The sequence below is a fragment of the Amycolatopsis sp. NPDC104775 genome (assembly GCF_055583325.1).
The window spans coordinates 49,826-68,393 of the sequence record NZ_JBVJOE010000018.1 but is presented as its reverse complement, the minus strand read 5'-3'; the positions used below and the strand labels follow the sequence as shown (position 1 = coordinate 68,393).

At 70.6% G+C, this 18,568-nt stretch carries 15 protein-coding genes; 1 reads left to right on the top strand and 14 read right to left on the bottom strand.

Going from position 1 to position 18,568, the window contains the following annotated elements:
- Window positions 1–329 precede the first annotated feature (329 nt).
- The 12 genes from tyrS to ACZ63D_RS41285 form a co-directional block, all read right to left on the bottom strand.
- Entirely contained in the window at window positions 330–1,604 is a 1,275-nt protein-coding gene (gene tyrS / locus ACZ63D_RS41340; protein ID WP_465359784.1) for a tyrosine--tRNA ligase, read from the bottom strand.
- A gap of 32 nt (window positions 1,605–1,636) precedes the next feature.
- Window positions 1,637–2,266 carry a DNA-3-methyladenine glycosylase gene (locus tag ACZ63D_RS41335; RefSeq protein WP_465359783.1) on the bottom strand — a complete coding sequence of 210 codons (630 nt, stop codon included), beginning with the start codon at window positions 2,264–2,266 and terminating at the stop codon, window positions 1,637–1,639.
- A 50-nt stretch (window positions 2,267–2,316) separates the two neighbouring features.
- Complete coding sequence (gene argH / locus ACZ63D_RS41330) at window positions 2,317–3,732, bottom strand: argininosuccinate lyase (protein WP_465359782.1); 1,416 nt, start codon at window positions 3,730–3,732, stop codon at window positions 2,317–2,319.
- A gap of 24 nt (window positions 3,733–3,756) precedes the next feature.
- Window positions 3,757–4,755 carry an argininosuccinate synthase domain-containing protein gene (locus tag ACZ63D_RS41325; RefSeq protein WP_465359781.1) on the bottom strand — a complete coding sequence of 333 codons (999 nt, stop codon included), beginning with the start codon at window positions 4,753–4,755 and terminating at the stop codon, window positions 3,757–3,759.
- A complete protein-coding gene (locus ACZ63D_RS41320; RefSeq protein WP_465359780.1) occupies window positions 4,752–5,252 on the bottom strand; it encodes an arginine repressor in 501 nt (166 codons plus the stop codon). Before ACZ63D_RS41320 ends, ACZ63D_RS41325 begins: the two co-directional genes overlap by 4 nt.
- The gene (gene argF, locus ACZ63D_RS41315; RefSeq protein WP_465359779.1) at window positions 5,249–6,175 is read right to left on the bottom strand and encodes an ornithine carbamoyltransferase; all 927 of its coding nucleotides are present in this window, start codon (window positions 6,173–6,175) and stop codon (window positions 5,249–5,251) included. The genes ACZ63D_RS41320 and argF overlap by 4 nt, the downstream gene beginning before the upstream one ends.
- On the bottom strand, window positions 6,175–7,380 hold the full coding sequence (locus ACZ63D_RS41310) for an acetylornithine transaminase (protein ID WP_465359778.1): 1,206 nt from the start codon (window positions 7,378–7,380) through the stop codon (window positions 6,175–6,177). Before ACZ63D_RS41310 ends, argF begins: the two co-directional genes overlap by 1 nt.
- On the bottom strand, window positions 7,377–8,315 hold the full coding sequence (gene argB / locus ACZ63D_RS41305) for an acetylglutamate kinase (protein WP_465359777.1): 939 nt from the start codon (window positions 8,313–8,315) through the stop codon (window positions 7,377–7,379). Before argB ends, ACZ63D_RS41310 begins: the two co-directional genes overlap by 4 nt.
- A complete protein-coding gene (argJ, locus tag ACZ63D_RS41300) occupies window positions 8,312–9,472 on the bottom strand; it encodes a bifunctional glutamate N-acetyltransferase/amino-acid acetyltransferase ArgJ (RefSeq protein ID WP_465359776.1) in 1,161 nt (386 codons plus the stop codon). Before argJ ends, argB begins: the two co-directional genes overlap by 4 nt.
- Complete coding sequence (gene argC / locus ACZ63D_RS41295; RefSeq protein WP_465359775.1) at window positions 9,469–10,497, bottom strand: N-acetyl-gamma-glutamyl-phosphate reductase; 1,029 nt, start codon at window positions 10,495–10,497, stop codon at window positions 9,469–9,471. Before argC ends, argJ begins: the two co-directional genes overlap by 4 nt.
- A gap of 629 nt (window positions 10,498–11,126) precedes the next feature.
- Complete coding sequence (locus ACZ63D_RS41290; protein WP_465359774.1) at window positions 11,127–11,603, bottom strand: helix-turn-helix domain containing protein; 477 nt, start codon at window positions 11,601–11,603, stop codon at window positions 11,127–11,129.
- Window positions 11,604–11,811: 208 nt separating this feature from the next.
- Window positions 11,812–13,413 (bottom strand): alpha/beta hydrolase, encoded by a 1,602-nt coding sequence (locus ACZ63D_RS41285; RefSeq protein ID WP_465359773.1) that lies wholly within the window; start codon window positions 13,411–13,413, stop codon window positions 11,812–11,814.
- 130 nt (window positions 13,414–13,543) lie between these two features.
- Here ACZ63D_RS41285 and ACZ63D_RS41280 point away from each other — a divergent pair, with 130 nt between their 5' ends.
- The gene (locus ACZ63D_RS41280; protein WP_465359772.1) at window positions 13,544–14,233 is read left to right on the top strand and encodes a DNA alkylation repair protein; all 690 of its coding nucleotides are present in this window, start codon (window positions 13,544–13,546) and stop codon (window positions 14,231–14,233) included.
- A 106-nt stretch (window positions 14,234–14,339) separates the two neighbouring features.
- On the opposite strand, the gene pheT is transcribed toward ACZ63D_RS41280, so the two are convergent.
- Both pheT and pheS read right to left on the bottom strand, forming a co-directional pair.
- Window positions 14,340–16,910, bottom strand: coding sequence for a phenylalanine--tRNA ligase subunit beta (pheT, locus tag ACZ63D_RS41275; RefSeq protein WP_465359771.1), 2,571 nt, complete (start codon window positions 16,908–16,910; stop codon window positions 14,340–14,342).
- The gene (pheS, locus tag ACZ63D_RS41270; RefSeq protein ID WP_465359770.1) at window positions 16,910–17,965 is read right to left on the bottom strand and encodes a phenylalanine--tRNA ligase subunit alpha; all 1,056 of its coding nucleotides are present in this window, start codon (window positions 17,963–17,965) and stop codon (window positions 16,910–16,912) included. The genes pheT and pheS overlap by 1 nt, the downstream gene beginning before the upstream one ends.
- Window positions 17,966–18,568: the final 603 nt, after the last annotated feature.

Here is an 18,568-nt window from a genome sequence, read left to right as displayed (position 1 = left end):
TATCCTCAAAGGAAACCCCGACGAGGGGGTTTCAATATAAGCTCTACTGGCTTAGTTCACTAGCACACTGTTGAGTTCTCAAGCAACACACCCCGCATCAACCCCACCCCCGCAAGGGCGAGCCTGACCGAAGCGGTCATTCCTAGCAAATTTTGGTGGGACACCCACTCAATCACCCTAGAGGCGAGAGCTTGGTTCGTGTCCCGGCGGCCACCCGGTTTCCCCGGCGACTTGGAGAACTTTACACGCCCTCCCAGGGCCCGAAACAGGGGGGTCCCTTAACTGCGTTCCCGCAGGTCAGACCCCCTGTTTCGGGCCGTGGGCGGAGATCAGCCCCCGACGCGGACGCCGGCGACCGTGCGCTTGCCCTTGCGGACCACGAGCCAGCGGCCGTGGAGCGCGTCGGAAGCCGAGGGCTTCCACTCCTCGTCGGCGATCTTCACGTTGTTCACGTAGGCGCCTCCCTCCTTCACCGTCCGGCGGGCCGCGCCCTTGCTGTCCACCAGGCCCCCGGCGATCAGCAGGTCGACGATCGTGGCGTCGGCCGAGGGGTCGACCTTGCCGTTCGGGACCTCGGCCATCGCGGCGTCGAGCGTCGGGCCGTCCAGGCCGGTCAGCTCGCCGCGGCCGAACAAGGCCTGGCTAGCCGCGATGACCTGGCGCGTCTGGTCCTCGCCGTGCACCAGGTTCGTGAACTCCTCGGCCAGCCGCTTCTGCGCGGCGCGCAGGTGCGGGCGTTCCTCGGTGTCCTTCGCGAGGGCGTCGATTTCTTCCCGATCGAGGAAAGTGAACAGGCGCAGGTAGCGGAGCACGTCAGCGTCGCCGACGTTCACGAAGTACTGGTACCAGGCGTACGGCGAGGTCAGCTCCGGGTCGAGCCACACGTTGCCGCCGCCGGTGGACTTGCCGAACTTGCGCCCCTCGGCGTCGGTGACCAGCGGCGCGGTCAGCGCGTGTGCGGTGCCGCCCTCGACACGGCGGATCAGGTCGACCCCGCCGACGAGGTTGCCCCACTGGTCCGAGCCGCCGACCTGCAGCTTGCAGCCGTGCTTGCGGTACAGCTCCAGGTAGTCCTGCGACTGCAGCAGCAGGTAGCTGAACTCGGTGTAGGACATGCCGTCGCTCTCGAGCCGCCGCTTGACCGTCTCCCGGTTCAGCATCACGTTCACCGAGAAGTGCTTGCCGACGTCCCGCAGGAACTCGAGCGTGTTCTGCTTCCCGGTCCAGTCGAGGTTGTTCTCGACGATCGCGCCGGTCGGCGAATCGTCGAAGTCCACGAACCGCTCCAGCTGCCCGCGGATCCGCCCGGCCCACTCGGCGACGACGTCCAGGGTGTTCAGCGTGCGCTCCCCGTTGTCGCGGGGGTCGCCGATCATCCCGGTGGCGCCGCCGGCCAGCACGATCGGCCGGTGCCCGGCGCGCTGGAACCGCTTGAGCATCAGCAGCGGGACGAGGTTGCCGGCGTGCAGGCTGGGCGCGGTCGGGTCGAAGCCGCAATAGAGCGTGAGCGGGCCGCGGTCGAGTTCTCGGCGCAGGGCGTCGATGTCGGTGGATTGCGCGATCAGGCCGCGCCAGGACAACTCGTCAAGGATGTGCTCACTCACACCTGTAGATGATCCCCCACCAGGTCAAACGACTATCCCGCGGGTCGCACCTGCCGGCGCTTCCCGCCGCGGCGGTAGGTCGAGACGGCTGGTGAGCCGTCGATCCAGAACCGCCACGGCGTGTCCATCGCCATCGCGACGCCGACGCGAGGGCCGGTGCGCACGTTGTCCGCGGGCACGCGCTCGCCGACGAGCAACCGCACCGGCGAATCGGGATCGGTGAGATCGAGGCCGTTCTGCTCGCGGGCGAGGCCCAGCACCGAGGTGAGGATGGCCGGGCCTTTGGCGAGTTCTCCGTTGCCGCGCGCGTTCGGCCGCCGCTTGCGCACGATGTCCGCGCCCTCGACGACCTCGCCAGCGCGCAGCAGCACCGCGCCCGGCTGTCCGTCCTCGGTGCCGACGACGTTCGCGCAGAAGTGCATGCCGTAGACGAAGTACACGTACAGGTGACCGGCCGGACCCCACATCACCGCGTTGCGCGGGGTTTTCCCGCGGTAGCAATGCGAAGCGGGATCGTCGAGCCCGCGATAGGCCTCGACCTCGACGAGCCGCACCCCGACCCGGCCTTCGGGCGCGTCGGCCTCGAGGACCGCACCGAGCAGCAGCCGAGCCAGGTCGACCGGGTCCAGTGCCAGTTCTTCGCGCCGGAACAACCGGTCCACACGTACTCCCCTCGTCAAGCCGCCAGCCTAACCAGCGGCCCGACGACAGATCATTTGAGCCACTGCCGATGCGCCGCGACGCGCTCGACCAGGCGTTCCCGCTGCTCGGCGACCCGGTCCGGCGCGGTGCCGCCGCGAGCGTCGCGCGAACGCACCGAGCCTTCGACGGTGAGGACTTCGCGCACCGCCGGGGTGAGCGCCGGGTTGATCGCCTGGAATTCCTCGTCGGTCAGCTCGTCGAGCCCGACGCCGCGCGCCTCGGCGACCCGCACGCTCTCCCCCGCCGCCTCGTGCGCGACGCGGAACGGCACCCCTTGGCGCACCAGCCATTCGGCGATGTCGGTGGCCAGCGTGAATCCGGCGGGGGCCAGTTCGGCGAGCCGGTCGGTGTGGAAGGTGAGCGTGCCGAGCATTCCCGCGATCGCCGGGAAGAGCAGCTCCAGCTGTTCGACCGAGTCGAAGACCGGTTCCTTGTCCTCCTGCAGGTCGCGGTTGTACGCGAGCGGCTGCGCCTTGAGCGTGGCGAGCAATCCGGTGAGGTTGCCGATCAGCCGTCCGGCCTTGCCGCGGGTCAGCTCCGCGACGTCCGGGTTCTTCTTCTGCGGCATGATCGAGCTGCCGGTCGCCCACGCGTCGTCCAGCGTGACGTAGCCGAACTCGGCGGTGTTCCAGATGATCACCTCTTCGGCGATCCGCGACAGGTTCACCGCGAGCATCGCGACGGCGAACGCGAACTCGGCGACGAAATCGCGCGAGGCGGTGCCGTCGATCGAGTTCTCCACGCTGGTGTCGAAGCCCAGTTCGGCGGCCACCGCTTCCGGGTCGAGGCCGAGCGACGAACCGGCGAGCGCGCCCGAACCGTAGGGCGATTCAGCGGTGCGGGCGTCCCAGTCGCGCAGGCGGGACACGTCGCGCAGCAGCGACTGGCCGTGCGCCATCAGATGGTGCGCCAGGAGAACCGGCTGCGCGTGCTGCAGGTGGGTGCGGCCGGGCAGGATCGCGTCCGGGTGCCGGGACGCCTGCGACACCAGTGCGTCGACCACGTCGAGCGTGCCCGCGACCACCCGGCGCGCGGCGTCGCGCAGCCACATCCGGAACAGTGTCGCGACCTGGTCGTTGCGGGAACGGCCTGCCCGCAGCTTGCCGCCCAGTTCGGCACCGGCGCGTTCGAGCAGGCCGCGTTCGAGAGCGGTGTGGACGTCCTCGTCGGCGACCGTCGGCGTGAACGCGCCGGACTCGACGTCCTGGGCCAGCGTGTCGAGCGCGTCCAGCATCCCGGCCAGTTCCGCTTCGGTGAGCAGACCCGCCTTGCTCAGCACGCGGGCGTGTGCGCGCGACCCGGCGATGTCGTACGGCGCCAGTCGCCAGTCGAAGTGGGTCGAGGCGCTCAGCGCCGCCATCGCCTCGGCCGGCCCGCTGGCGAACCGGCCGCCCCACAGCTGCACCGGCTGGTCTTTCCCGCTCACGTTCTGCCTCTCTCGTCCGGCGTCTCAGGACGCCTGGGTGCTCGGATGCTGGGTGCTCCCCAGCGGAGTGTGCCCGGTCGCCGGGCGGCGGCGCCGTCCGGCCGGGCGAAGCCGCCTCCCGGGCAGGTCGGCGACGGTCGCGCTGCCCGCGTGCAGCACCAGCCGCACCTCGCCGGACACGCGCTCCTGCGCCCGCTGGACGAAAGCGTCCAGCGGTCCGCGCAGCGGCGAGAACCACAGCCCGTCGTGGACCAGTTCGGCCCATCGGCGGTCGACGCCGCGTTTGAACCTCGCCAGATCGCGGTCGAGCGTGCCGGATTCCAGTTCCTGATGCGCGGCGATCAGCACCGCCGCGCCCGGCGCGTCGTAGCTTTCCGCCAGCTCGAACCGGCCGATTCCGTGCGGGCCAGCCCGATGCCCGAGCCGCTGCACCGCCTCGGCCACGCTGACCGTCTCGCCGTCGACCGCGACCGGTACGCCCTGCTCGAAGGTGACGACGACTTCGTCCGGCATGCCGAGGTTCACCACGGCGTCCTCGGTGCAGCGGTAGCCGGACGTCGCGGCCCTCCCCCACAGCGTCCGGCTCGTCGACAACTCGTGCCTGCCGCGAAGACCGAGTTCGACGATCTCCAGCTCCGGCGCGAGTGCCGCGATCATGCCGGACAACGCGGCTCCGCCGCTGTGCGCGACAGCCGACGCGTTCCGGTCCGCCGCGGTCGCGACGAGGCGGCTCGCCAGCAACGGCCGGGCCAGCGCCTCAACCAGCGGATGCCGGTCGAGAATCAGCGCATTCGCTTGCAGCGCCAGCAAACAGTAGCTGTTCGCGAACTCCTCGCGGACGTCCGCGATCACTGTCTCGGCGGCTCCGTCGGCCATCGCCTGCCGCCGCAGCGCGCACAGATCGACGTCGCCCGCACCGAAATCCGCCGCGAACGCGACCACTTCGGCTTGCCCGGCAAGGAGATTCAGCTCGGCTGACGAGCCGCGCCCGCCCGAGCAGGCGAGCACGACCCGCCGGGTCACGGCTCGTCCCCTTCCGCTGAACGGTGCGCGAGCGCGGTGAAGCGTTCGGCGAGGTCGCGTCCGGTGAGCGGTTCGCGCGCGATGACCGCGACCGTGTCGTCGCCCGCGATGGACCCGACGACTTCCTCCAGCGCGGCCCGGTCGATCGCGCTCGCGAGGAACTGCGCCGCGCCCGGCGGCGTGCGCAGCACGGTGAGGTTGCCCGAGGAATCCGCCGACACCAGCAGTTCGGCGAGCAGCCGGGACAATCGCGAGGTGCCGCCCTGCACGCCGCGGACGGGACTGCCGTCTTCGGGGATGACGTAGACCGGCGCGCCCGAGTCGGCGCCGCGCAGCTTGACCGCGCCGAGTTCGTCGAGGTCGCGCGACAGCGTCGCCTGTGTGACGTCGATGCCCTCGGCGGCCAGCAGCCGCGCCAGCTCCGTCTGGCTGCGGATGGCCATCGTGGACACCAGTTCGGTGATCCGCGCCTGGCGTCCGACCCGGCTGCTGGTCATCGGCCGTTCTGCCCGAACAGCCAGACCAGCAGGGCTTTCTGCGCGTGCAGCCGGTTCTCCGCCTCGTCCCAGACCGCGCTGGCCGGGCCGTCGAGCACCTCGTCGGTGATCTCCCAGCCGCGGTGCGCGGGCAGGCAGTGCAGGACGATCGCCTCGTCGGCCGCGCGCTTGAGCAGCCCGGCGTTGATCTGCAGCGCACGGAACGGGCCGACCCGGTCGAGGCCGTCGTTTTCCTGCCCCATCGACGTCCAGGTGTCGGTGACCAGCACGTCCGAACCCTCGACGGCCTCGTGCGCGTCGGTGAACACGGTCGCGGTGCCGCCGGTTTCCTCGCCGCGCTTCTTGGCGTCCAGCATCACCTGCTGGTCGGGCTGGAACCCCTCCGGCGACACGACGCGCACGTTCATCCCGGCGGTAATGCCGCCGAGCAGCAGCGAATGCGCCATGTTGTTGGCACCGTCGCCGAGATAGGTGAGCGTGAGCCCGGCGAGTTTGCCCTTTCGCTCGCGGATGGTCATCAGGTCGGTGAGCACCTGGCACGGGTGGAACTCGTCGGTGAGCGCGTTGACGATCGGGATCGACGCGACCGACGCCATCGAGTCGATGCGCTTCTGCGCGAAGGTGCGCCACACGACGGCTTCGACGTAGCGGGACAGCACGCGCGAGGTGTCCTCGATGGTCTCCTCGCGGCCGAGCTGCATCGAGCGGCCGTCGACGATCACCGGATGCCCGCCGAGCTGGCTGATGCCGACCTCGAACGAGAACCGGGTGCGGGTGGAGTTCTTCTCGAAGATCGCGGCCACCGTGCGGCCGGCCAGCGCCTTCGTGCCGAGCGGGTCGGCTTTCAGCTGGTCGGCCAGGTCGAGCAGCGCGGTCTGCTCGGCGGGGGTGACGTCGTCGTCGCGGAGGAAGTGGCGAGGCATCAGTCGGATTCCTTCGTGGTGGTGGAGTCGAGCGCGCCCGGCAGGGCGGAGAGGAAGCTGTGCGCCTGCTGCTCGTCGAGCACGAGCGGCGGGGCGAGCCGGACGGTGTCCGGGGCGACCGGGTTGACGAGATAGCCCGCGTCCTGCGCGGCCTTCGCGACCGCCGCGGAAACCGGTTCCCGCAGGCCGATCCCGAGCAGCAGGCCCGCGCCGCGCACGCCCGAGACAAGCGGGTGGCCGAGCGCCTCGACGCCGGCCGCGATGTCCTTGCCCAGCGCCGAAACGTGGTCGAGGAGGTCGTCCCGGACGATCGTGCGCAGCACTGCCAGCCCGGCCGCGCAGCACACCGGGTTGCCGCCGAAGGTCGTGCCGTGCTGGCCCGGTTTCAGCAGGTCCCCCGCCGCGCCGACGCCGATCACCGCACCAAGCGGGAGTCCGCCGCCGAGGCCCTTCGCGAGCGTGATCACGTCCGGCACGATCCCGGCCTGCTGGAAGCCGAACCAGGTGCCGAGCCTGCCGATCCCGGTCTGCACCTCGTCGAGCACGAGCAGCGCCCCGGCGGCCTTGGTGATCTCGCGCGCGGCCTGCAGGTAGCCGTCCGGAGCGGGAATCACCCCGGCCTCACCGAGCACCGGCTCCAGAAAAACTGCCGCGGTTTCGCCGTCCACGGCGGCCCGCAACGCTTCGACGTCCCCATAAGGAACATGCGTGACGCCTGGAACCAGCGGCTCGAACGCCTCGCGCTTCGAGGGCTGGCCAGTGAGCGACAGCGCGCCCATGGTGCGGCCGTGGAACGCGCCCTCCGCCGCGACCAGCTTGCCGCGTCCGGTGAGCCGGGTGATCTTCAACGCGGCCTCGTTGGCCTCCGCGCCGGAGTTGACGAACAGGACTTTGCCCTGCCCGGTCAGGCCCGCGACGTCGAGAAGCGTTTCGGCGAGTTCGACCGCGACCGGGTTCACGTACAGGTTCGACGTGTGCCCCAGCTTCGAGATCTGCTCGGTGACCGCGCGCACCACCTCCGGGTGGGCATGGCCGAGCGCGTTCACCGCGATGCCGCCGACCAGGTCGACGTACTCGGAGCCGTCGGCGTCCCACACTCGCGCGCCTTCGCCGCGCACCAGCGTCAGGCCGGGGGTGCCATAGTTGTCCATGACGGCCGACTGCCAGTGCTGCTGACCGTCCGCATTGGACTTGAGGGTAGTCACGCGTGCTCCGTTCCGGAGGGCGCTGCCTCGGGCAGCACCATGGTCCCGATGCCGCGCGAGGTGAAAACCTCGAGCAGCACCGAATGGGCGAGCCTGCCGTCGATGACGTGGGCGCCGCGCACGCCGCCGCGCACCGCGCGCACGCACGCCTCCATCTTCGGGATCATGCCGCTGGCGAGGCCGGGCAGCATGCGCTCGAGACGGTCGACGGGGATCCGGTCGATCAGCGACGACCGGTCCGGCCAGTTGGCGTAAAGACCTTCGACGTCGGTGAGCACGACGAGCTTCTCCGCGCCGAGCGCCGCCGCGAGCGCGCCCGCGGCGGTGTCGGCGTTGACGTTGTGCACCACGCCGTCGACGTCGGGGGCCACCGTGGACACCACCGGGATGCGGCCGGCGTTCACGATGTCGAGCACCGCGTCCGGGTTCACCTCGGCGACCTCGCCGACGAGGCCGATGTCCACCTGCTCACCGTCCACAGTGGCCTGCTTGCGCTCGGCGGTGAACAGCCGCGCGTCCTCGCCGGAAATGCCGACCGCGTACGGCCCGTGCGCGTTGATCAGGCCGACCAGCTCGCGGCTGACCTGCCCGACCAGCACCATCCGCACGATGTCCATGGTTTCCGGGGTGGTGACGCGCAGCCCGCCCTTGAACTCCCCCGGCACGCCGAGCCGGGACAGCATCGCGCTGATCTGCGGTCCGCCGCCGTGCACGACGACCGGGTGCAGGCCGGCCAGCCGCAGGAACACCATGTCCTCGGCGAACGCGCCCTTGAGCTGGTCGTCGATCATCGCGTTGCCGCCGTATTTGATCACGACAGTCGCGCCGTTGAACCGCTGCAGCCAGGGCAGCGCTTCGATCAGCACCCCGGCCTTCTCCGCCGCGCTGGCGAGGCGTTCGTCCGCGGAGACGAGCCGCCTTTCGGTGTCGCTCATGACGAATACGCGCTGTTCTCTTCGACGTACGCGTGCGAGAGGTCCGTGGTGTAGATCGTGGCCTCGTCCGAACCGACGCCGAGATCCACGACGACGTCGATGGCCCGCCCGGACAGGTCGGCCGCCGACCGGTCCTCGGCCGTCGTCCCGCTCGCGAACAAGGTGACGCCGTTGATGGCGATCGACACCGTCTCCGGATCGATCCTCGCCGGTGCGCGGCCCAGCGCCATCGCGATCCGGCCCCAGTTGGGATCGGACCCGAACAAGGCGGTCTTGACCAGGTTGTCCTCGGCGATCGTCCGGGCCACGGCAATCGCGTCGGCCTCGGACGCGGCGCCCTTCACCGTGACGTCGACATCCTTCGTGGCGCCTTCGGAATCGGCCCGCAGCTGCAGCACGAGGTCATGGCTCACCTTGGTGAGCAGTTCGGTCAATTCGGCTTCGCTCGGTTCCACGCCACTCGCGCCTGAGGCGAGCACGAGCACCGTGTCGTTGGTCGACGTGCCGCCGTCCACGTCCAGCCGATCGAACGTGACGTGCGTGGCCGCGCGCAGCGCACGGTCGAGAGTTTCCTTGTCCGCCACGGCATCCGTGGTCAGCACGGACAGCATCGTCGCCAGGTTCGGCGCGAGCATCCCCGCGCCCTTGGCGAACCCGCCGACGCTCCACCCGGATTCGTGCTGGGCGAACGCCTGTTTCGGCTTGGTGTCAGTGGTCATGACGCCGGTGGCCGCGTTGAGCGCCGCTTCCGGGCCTGCATCCAGCGCCTTGACCGCACTGTCCACACCGGACAGCACCGCGGACATCGGCAGCCGCTCGCCGATCAGCCCGGTGGAGCACACCGCGACCTCGATCGCCCCGGTGCCCAGCACTTCGGCGACCTTCTCCGCCGTGGCGTGCGTGTCCTGGAACCCGCCCGGCCCGGTCGCCGCGTTCGCCCCGCCGGAGTTGAGCACGACGGCCTTGAGCTTCTGCTGTTTCAGCACTTCCTGCGACCACAGCACCGGCGCGGCCTTGATGACGTTGCGGGTGAACACTCCCGCCGCGACGTCGAGCGGGCCGTCGTTGACGACCAGCGTGAGGTCGAGCGCGCCGGAGGCCTTGATCCCGGCGGCGACGCCGGCGGCGCGGAAACCCTTCGGTCCGGTGACGGTCACGGTGCCACTCCCACGGTGGAAAGTCCGGTGGCCTCGGGGAAACCGAGCGCCAGGTTCATCGATTGGACGGCACCGCCCGCGGTGCCCTTGGCGAGGTTGTCGATCGAGGTGACGACGACGAGCCTGCCCGCGCCGGCGTCGACCCCGAGCTGGAGCTGGACGTTGTTCGACCCGACCGTGGCCGCGGTCGTCGGCCAGGTTCCTTCGGGCAGGACCTGGACGAACGGTTCGCTGCCGTAAGCCTTCTCGTACACCGCGCGCACTGCGGCCTCGTCGACGTCGCCGACGAGCTGAGCGCTGGCGGTGGTGAGAATGCCGCGCGGCATCGGCGCGAGCACCGGCGTGAACGAAACGGTCACCGGTTTGCCCGCCGCGCCGGAGAGGTTCTGCACGAACTCCGGCGTGTGCCGATGCGCCCCGGCGACGCCGTACGCGCTCGCGTTGCCCATGACCTCGGACCCGAGCAGATTCGGCTTGAGGCTCTTGCCCGCGCCGGACGTCCCCGTCACCGAAACCACGGTGACCGCGGGCTCGACGAGCCCCGCCGCCAGCGCGGGCGCCAGCGCCAGAGACCCGCCCGTCGGGAAACAGCCGGGAACCGCGATCCGCTTGGCTCCCACCAGCTTCTCGCGCGCGCCCGGCAGCTCGGGCAGCCCGTACGGCCACTGCCCCGCGTGCTCGCCGGAGTACCAGCGTCGCCAGTCCGCCGCGTCCGCGAGCCGGTGGTCGGCCCCGAGGTCGACCACGAGCACGTCCGGCCCGAGCTGCGCCGCGATCTCGGCCGAGTGGCCGTGTGGCAGGGCCAGGAACACGACGTCGTGGCCCGCGAGCGTTTCCGCGTTCGTCTCGAGCAGCACGCGCCCGGCAAGCGGAACCAGGTGCGGCTGGTGCGCGCCCAGCGTCGTCCCCGCGCTGCTCGCCGCCGTGAGAGCGCCGATCTCCACCTCGGGATGGGTCAGGAGCAGGCGCAGCAGTTCGCCGCCCGCGTACCCGCTGGCACCGGCTACCGCGATCTTCACCGTCATACGAATGATTATGCACGAGCGTGCAAGCTCAAACAAAGAGGGTTTGCTCACCCTGGCCGTCCCCTCCCCAGGACTTCCGTGGATTCCGTACGTGTTCCGGCGGTTTCCGCCGCTGTGGCAGTCCTCGTCGGCCGGATCGGCGGTGTGGCCGTTCGCGGTGACGGGACTTAGGCTCGTCGCTCGCAGAGCACCTCAGGCACCGGCCGAACGCCGAGGCGTGCGGGCGTGGCGCAGCGATAGAGCACGTGCTCGCCCTGTCGATCTGGAGGCCGCCGACTGTCCGCGCGGCCAGACCTCGCCCGGCTAGCCGAGCCGCTGAGTCCCACACGGTCGCCTCTGCCGGGTCGCCGCCCGAGCACTCAACGCCCTCATGCCACGCCCGGCGACGCGGATCATTCGCCCCTGACGCTGGCCGTCTGGCCAGCACGCAGGCCGTGCCGCAGGCACCCGAGCCGCCGACGAGAGGGTCGGAGCATGAACGCCGACCTGACTTTCCGCCAGCCGCCCCGGCGCCCGACACGCGCGTGGCACCCACGCGGCCGACCCAGCGTCGACGGCCAGTCCAGCGCACAAGCCACGAGCAACGCCACGCCGGGCCCGCCTCGGGACGCGAACCCGGCGGGCACTCGTCAGTCCGCTCCCTCCTCCGCTTCGCGGAGACTCGGCGGTGTCGGCAGATGATTTCCCGGATGCTCCGGATCGCAGCCGACCCGCGGCAGGCGCGCCCGGATCCCGCCGGGCGTCCGCGCGAAATGCCGGGCCAGCTCGGCTACCGAGTCCCCGGCGAGCCAGCGGGCCTCCAGATCCGCGTCCATCTCGTCGGTCCACGGTCTGCCCTGCTGCGCCGGGCGTCCGCGCGATCTTCGCCGCGAGCCGCCGCCCGCGAAGGTGCGCAGGCTCGTGTCGAGCAGTTCCGCGACGGTCGCCACGGACGCCACGTCGAGTTCGAGCCTGCCCTCGACGACGGGTTCGCCGTCCGGCCGTTCCCCGCCGACGGTGACGGTGACTCGCTCCGGCTCGCCGTCCTCGCTGCGGGTGACGACGGCGACCTGGTACTGGACATCTCCTGACCGGACCTCGGTCCGGTGCTCCTGAATGATCGTCATGGCCGCGAAGGTATCCGCGACCCCCGACAATTTTCGATCACTTAACGCGATCGGGTGACTGCGGTCCGAAATTGTCAGACCCTCGCCGTAGCGTCCGCGACGACCCGGAAACGACCGAGGGGGATCGGTGGACCAGCGAAGAAGAACCCAGCGGGAAAGAACAATGCCCCGGCCTGGCAGACCAGGCCGGGGCACCGCGAAGACCAGCTCAGAACCGCAGCAGGCCGGCAAGCAGGCCTTGCTTCTCCTCTGCCGCGGCCTTCGCCTGGGCGTCAGCCTTCTGCTGCGCGGAGGAAGCGACCGGAGACGGAACCGGTTGCGGCACCGCAGCGCACTGGATGTCGGAGCGGTCGCCTCGCACCCGCTTCGGCAGGGCACCGGTCGCGAGGTAGTCGGCGACGCGGTCGTCCACGCACGAAACCCCGGACAGCGAACCGGCGTGCGTCGTCCCGCCGGGCGCGCTGATCAGGCTCGAACGCGGGTAGCGCTTGCGCACTTCGAGGCTGCCCGAGTACGGGGTGGCCGCATCGAGTTCCTCGCTGATCAGCAACGCGCCGCTCGCCTTCGACCCGTCGATGTCCACCGGCGTGCCCGGCTTCGCGGGCCAGTTCAGGCAGGTCGCGTTGTACCAGGTGTTGCTCCAGGTCTCGAAAGGCGCGCGGGTGTGGGTGGCCCAGCCGTCGATGCGCCAGCGGTTCCAGTCCCGCGGCCACTGCGCGTCGGTGCACTGCACCGCGCTGTACACCGCGTAGCCGTTGTCGTCGCCGGGTGCGTTCGACTGGTCGTACAACGCTTTCAGCGCCTGCCAGTCGCCTCGGTGCACCCAGCCGTCGAACGCCTTGGCCATGTCTTCCCAGCCGAACACGTAGTAGCCGGCCTGCAGGAAGACGTCGAGCCACTCGTCGCCGCCGATCACGCCGCCCGCGGGGCTCTGGTCGAGCTTCCGCTGCTGCGCGTACCAGAGCTGCTCGACCGCCGAGCCGGTCTTGCCGAGGTGGTAGACGTCGTCGTACTTCGCGAGCCAGTCGAAGTAGATTTTGATGTTGCGGTCGAAGGCGACGTCCTGGTCCAGGTTGGCGTCGTACCAGACCTTGCGCGGGTCCACGTTGCCGTCGAGCACCATCCGGCGCATGCGGTCCGGGTACAGCGTGCTGTACACCTGCCCGAGGTACGTGCCGTAAGAGAAGCCGTAGTAATTGATCTGCTTCTGGCCCAGCGCCTTGCGCAGGCTTTCCATGTCCTGCGCGACATCAGTGGTCTTGATGTGCTCGAGCAGCGGGCCGTTCTTAGCGCAGGCCTCCGCGTAGCTCTTCGTGCGAGCACGCCAGGTGCTCTCCAGTTGAGGCGTTTTCGGCACGTAAGCCGGACGGACGGGAGCGAAGTAGTTCCCGTCGCACGTCAGGGCCGGTTTGCTGGAGCCGACGCCGCGAGGATCGAAGCCGATCCAGTCGTAGCTGTCGCCGGCGTGCCGGGGAACGTTGCGGCCGAGCACCGAAAGACCGAGCCCGGAACCGCCGGGGCCTCCCGGGTTCACCAGCACGACGCCTTGGTAGTTCGCGGTTTTGTGCTTTACCCGCGAGACGGCGATCTGCACCGTCTGGCCCGAGGGCTGCGCATAATCCAGTGGGACCGCGAGGAAGCCGCATTCGGCGCCTGCCTTGGCGAGACGTGGTGCGGAACACGGTCCCCACTTGATCGGCGGCGGCGCGTAGCCCGGCCCATCGGGCTGCACCGCGGTGGCGACAGGTGCGATAGCCAGCGTTCCGGCCGCGACAGCGGCGGCGGCCAGTGCGGTGACGATTTTCCTCACAATGGTCCTTTGCGTCCGACAGCAACCCGGGCTCGTCGAAGCTACCGGCTGCGCGGCAGAATCTCGTTTCCCGACACGAGCCGCGCCGTCCCCCGATCGTCGGGATCCGAGACGACGGAGGTGGTCCTCAGTGGATGCGGGCGAAGCGTTGATCACAGCGGTGCGGACTGGCCTTGCCGAGCTTGCGGACCCGGTCAAAGCACCGGAAATGCAGGCGTACATGAAGTCCGCGATGCCGTTTCGCGGGGTGCCGAAACCGCCGCGCGGCAAGCTCATGAAGGCACTTCTCGCCGAGCATGTTCTGCCCGATCGAGTGACGTTCATCGAAACCGTGCTCGCGTTGTGGCGGGAAGCGGAGTTCCGCGAAGAGCGCTACGCGGCGATCGATCTTTCCGGGCACCGGGCCTATCGGCGATGGCAAGACCCGGAGCTGCTGGGGATGTACGACGAGGTGATCGTCACCGGGGCGTGGTGGGACTTCGTCGACGAGGTCGCGATCCGCCGCGTCGGGCCGATCCTGCGCGAGCACCGGGCGGCGGTCACGCCGGTTCTGCGCCGCTGGATGACAGACGCTGATCGCTGGCGCCGGCGAACGGCGGTGATCTGTCAGGTCAGCGCGAAGGACGAGGTGGACCAGAAGCTGCTCGCCGACGCGATCGAGGCGAACCTCGGCGACCGGGATTTCTTTCTGCGCAAGGGAATCGGCTGGGCGCTGCGGGATCACGCGCGCGCCGAACCGGAGTGGGTCCGCGCGTTCGTGCGGGCGCACCCGGAATTGTCCGCACTGTCCGCTCGGGAGGCGATGAAGCATCTCGGCTGAAGCGAACCGTATGCCAGAAAAGGAAAGGAGGGTGCCATGACACCAGCGCTCCCCCGCCCCGGCTGACCGGCCGGTGGCCGGAGCGCGGGGCGGGGACAACGCCGGGTCAGGCGCGGAGCGTCGCTCCGAAGCGCTCGCTGGCCGCGGCGACCGCGGCGTCGCGGGCCTTGGTGGCCTCGTCGACGGTCAGGGTGCGGTCCGCGGCGCGGAAGCGGAGCTTGTACGCCAGGGAACGCTTGCCTTCGCCGAGCTGCTCGCCGGTGTAGACGTCGAAGAGGGTGATCTCCTCGAGCAGTTCGCCGGCTCCTTCGCGGAGCACGTCGGCGAGGTCGGCGGACGGGACGTCCGTGCCGGCGACCAGGGCGACGTCCAGCAGCACCGGCGGGTAAGCCGAGATGCTGGGCGCCGGCCGGGAGTCGGGCAGCGGGATCGCGTCCAGGTCGAGTTCCATGGCGACCGTGCGCGGCGGCAGGCCGAGGGCCTCGACGACCTTCGGGTGCAGTTCGCCCGCGTGGCCGACCGGCCAGTCGCCTACGCGCAGCTGGGCGCAGCGGCCCGGATGCCACGGCAGGAGATCCGCGGATTGCACCGTCAGCTGCACACCGGCGGCCTCGGCCACCAGGCGCGCGGCCTGCACGGCGTCGGCCCAGCCGGCTTGGTCGCCCTTGCCCCACCAGCCGGCGCGCGGGCGCTGGCCGCTGAGCACGACGGCGACGTGCACCGGCTGCGCGGGAACCGCGGCCTCCAGCACGGCGAGGTCCTCGTCGCTCGGGCGGTGCTCGACGCCGAGGTCCGGGACCTTGAGCTGGTTCGGCTTCGGCAGCACGACCTGGCCGACGTGGAACAGCGACACGTCCTTGAGGCCGCGGGAAACGTTGCGCTGCAACGTCTCCAGCAGACCGGGCAGGAGGGTGGTCGCCATCCGGTCGTGGTCGGCTTCGAGCGGGTTCCGCACGCGCACGGTGGTGCGGCGGATGTCGTCCTCGGGCAGGCCGAAGGCGTCCCACACCGCGTCGCCGATGAACGGGAACGGGCGCACCTCGACGTAGCCCGCCTCGGCGAGCGCGCCGGACACCGCGCGGCGGCGGCGCTGCACGTCGGTGAGGCCGCGGCCCGCGGGTGCGGCGGGCAGGACTGACGGGATGCTGTCGTAGCCCTCGAGCCGCAGGACCTCCTCGACGAGGTCGGCGGGCTGCACGAGGTCGCCGCGCCAGCTCGGCGGGGTCGCGGTGACCAGGCCGACGCCCTGGTCGCTCGTGCTGAGCTGGACCTTGCAGCCGATCTGGCCGAGCCGCCGCACCGTGACGCCGCGTTCGTAGCGCACGCCGGCGACCTGGTCGGGCAGGTTGATCGGCATGGTGACCGGAGGGTGCGGGGCGACGCCGCCGACGTCGGTGCGGCCCGGGCGAATCGCGCCGTCGCCGTACTGGCGCAGCAGCCGCGCGGCGAGTTCCACCGCGGCCGCGCACAGCGCTGGGTCGGTGTAGCGCTCGAAGCGCTTCGCCGCCTCGGAGAACAGCTTGTGCCGGCGCGCGGTGCGGCTGATCGACGCCGGGTTCCAGTGCGCCGCCTCGAGAAGCACGTCGGTGCTCTCCGGCGTGATCTCCGTGCTGGCGCCGCCCATCGTGCCGGCGAGGGAGATGACGCCGCTGTCGTCGGCGATGACGATGTCGTCCGCGTCGAGGGTGCGCTCGACGTCGTCGAGCGTGGTGAGCTTCTCCCCCGCCTTCGCGCGGCGGACCACCAGGTCGCCCTGGATGGAGCCGGTCGCGAACGCGTGCAGCGGGTGGCCCAGTTCGAGCATCACGTAGTTGGTGACGTCGACCGCGAGGGAGATGGACCGGATGCCGGCCAGCATCAGCCGGCGGCGGATCCGCCACGGCGTCGGCGCGGTCGCGTCGAGACCGGTGACGCGGCGCAGCACGAACCGCGGGCAGCCCTCGGGGTCCTCGACGCGAACCGGCCACGCCTCGCCCTCGGCTTCCGGAATGCTGTCGAGCATCGCCGGGTCGCCGAACGGCACGTCGAGCGCGTTCGACAGCTCGCGCGCCAGGCCGCGGATCGACAGCGCGTAGCCGCGGTCCGGGGTCGGCGTGACCTCGATGACGGTGTCGTCGAGGCCGAGCAGGTCCTTCGCGTCGTCGCCCGGGCTCGCCGTGCCCGGCGGGAGCACGAGGATGCCGCTGTGGTCGTCGCCGAGGCCGAGTTCGGCCGCCGAGCAGATCATGCCGTCGCTGACTTTGCCGTACGTCTTGCGCGCGGCGATCTCGAAATCGCCCGGCAGGACCACGCCCGGCAGCGCGACCACGACGAGGTCGCCTTCGGCGAAGTTGCTCGCGCCGCAGACGATTCCGCGCGTCTTGATGCCGTGCGGGCCCTCGTTCTCGAGCGGGCCGTCGTCCTCGTCTTCGTCCTCTTCGGACAGTTCCGCGTCGTCGGGCTCCGGGTCGGGTTCCTCGCCGACCTCGACCCGGCAGTACCGCACCGGCTTCTTGAAGCCGGTCAGCTCCTCGATCTCCGCGACGCGGCCGACCACGAGCGGGCCGGTCACCGGGCCGAGCTCGCTCAGCTCGTCGACCTCGATCCCGATCCGCACGAAGGCGTCGGCCAGGTCCTGCGGCGTGACGTCGGCATCCACTTCGAGATGCTCGGTCAGCCAGCTCACCGGGACTCGCACTACGCCTCCGTTCCGAAGGGAAGGGTGAACCGGACGTCGCCTTCGACCATGTCGCGCATGTCCGGGATGCCGTTGCGGAACTGCAGGGTCCGCTCGATGCCCATGCCGAACGCGAAGCCGGAGTAGACCTCCGGGTCGACGCCGCAGGCGCGCAGGACGTTCGGGTTGACCATGCCGCAGCCGCCCCATTCGACCCAGCCGGGGCCGCCCTTCTTCTCCTCGAACCAGACGTCGACCTCCGCCGACGGCTCGGTGAACGGGAAGAAGTGCGGGCGCAGCCGCGTCTTCGAGCTCTCGCCGAACATCGCGCGGGCGAACGCGTCGAGCGTGCCCTTGAGGTGCGCCATGGTGAGGCCCTTGTCCACGGCGAGGCCTTCGACCTGGGTGAACACCGGCGTGTGCGTGGCGTCGAGCTCGTCGGTGCGGTAGGTGCGGCCCGGGCACACGACGTACACCGGCAGGTCGCGGTGCAGCAGGCTGCGGGCCTGCACCGGCGAGGTGTGCGTGCGCAGCACCAGGCCGGAGCCTTCCTCGCCGACGTAGAACGTGTCCTGCAGCTGGCGCGCCGGATGGTCCTTGCCGAAGTTGAGCGCGTCGAAGTTGAACCACTCCGCCTCTAGCTCGGGCCCTTCGGCGACCTCGTAGCCCATGGCGACGAAAACGTCGGCGATGCGCTCGGACAGCGTGCTGATCGGGTGCCGGGCGCCGCGCGGGACCTGGTCCCACGGGAGCGTGACGTCGACGGCCTCCTCGCGAAGCACGCGCTCGTCGCGCTCGGCCTGAAGCGCCGCGCGGCGCGCGTCGAACGCGGACTGCACCGCCTGCCGGGCCTCGTTGACGCGCTTGCCCGCGTCGGCCTTCTCCTGCTTCGGCAGCGCGGCGATCTCCCGGCGCGCCAGCAGCACCGGCGACTGGTCACCGAGATGGGCCGGTTTGACGGCGGCGAGCGCGTCCAGGTCGGCCGCGCCGGCGAAGGCGTCCTCGGCCGCCTTGACCGCCGCGCGCAGGGTCTCCGGTGCGAGCACGTCGACCGGCTGTTCTGTGGCTCCGGACATGACTCCTCGGCGTCCACTGGGACTGTGTTGTCGGCGGCACGCGGGCATGCCGCCGCACGTGCACATCGGGCAGCTCAGTCTAGGGGATCGGGCGCCAGGCCCGGCCGCTCACCCTCCGCTTCCGGAGCGCTCGCGCCGGATCCGCCCCGTGATCACGACAGACCGTCGCCGAGGACCCGAACGGAGGTCAGTGAATCAGGTGAGAACCACCACTCGACCGGTCCGCCGCGGACGCCTTCCCGGGCAGCTGCGGGACGGGCGCGGCCGGGCGGAGTTTCCAGGGTGGCGGGCGAGGAATCGTGGCTGGCGATCCGGCCTCGCCAGCGAGCGACGGCAGCAGGCCCGCAGCCGTCCGGCACCGCCGCGAACAACCGGTGAAGCGGGACATGGCTGGCCACGCGACAGCAGAGGGGCCGCGCGGCATCACTGGAGAGACGGCAAGGCATTTGGCGCTGCGGCAAACGGGGGACGAAACAGCCCGTGCTTGGCAACGCGACGACAGGAAAGCCGCGGCACCGCCGGGGAGACAATAAGGCATCCGGCGCTGCGGCACACCAGGGCGAAACAGCACATGCTTGGCAACGCGACGACAGGCAGCCGCAC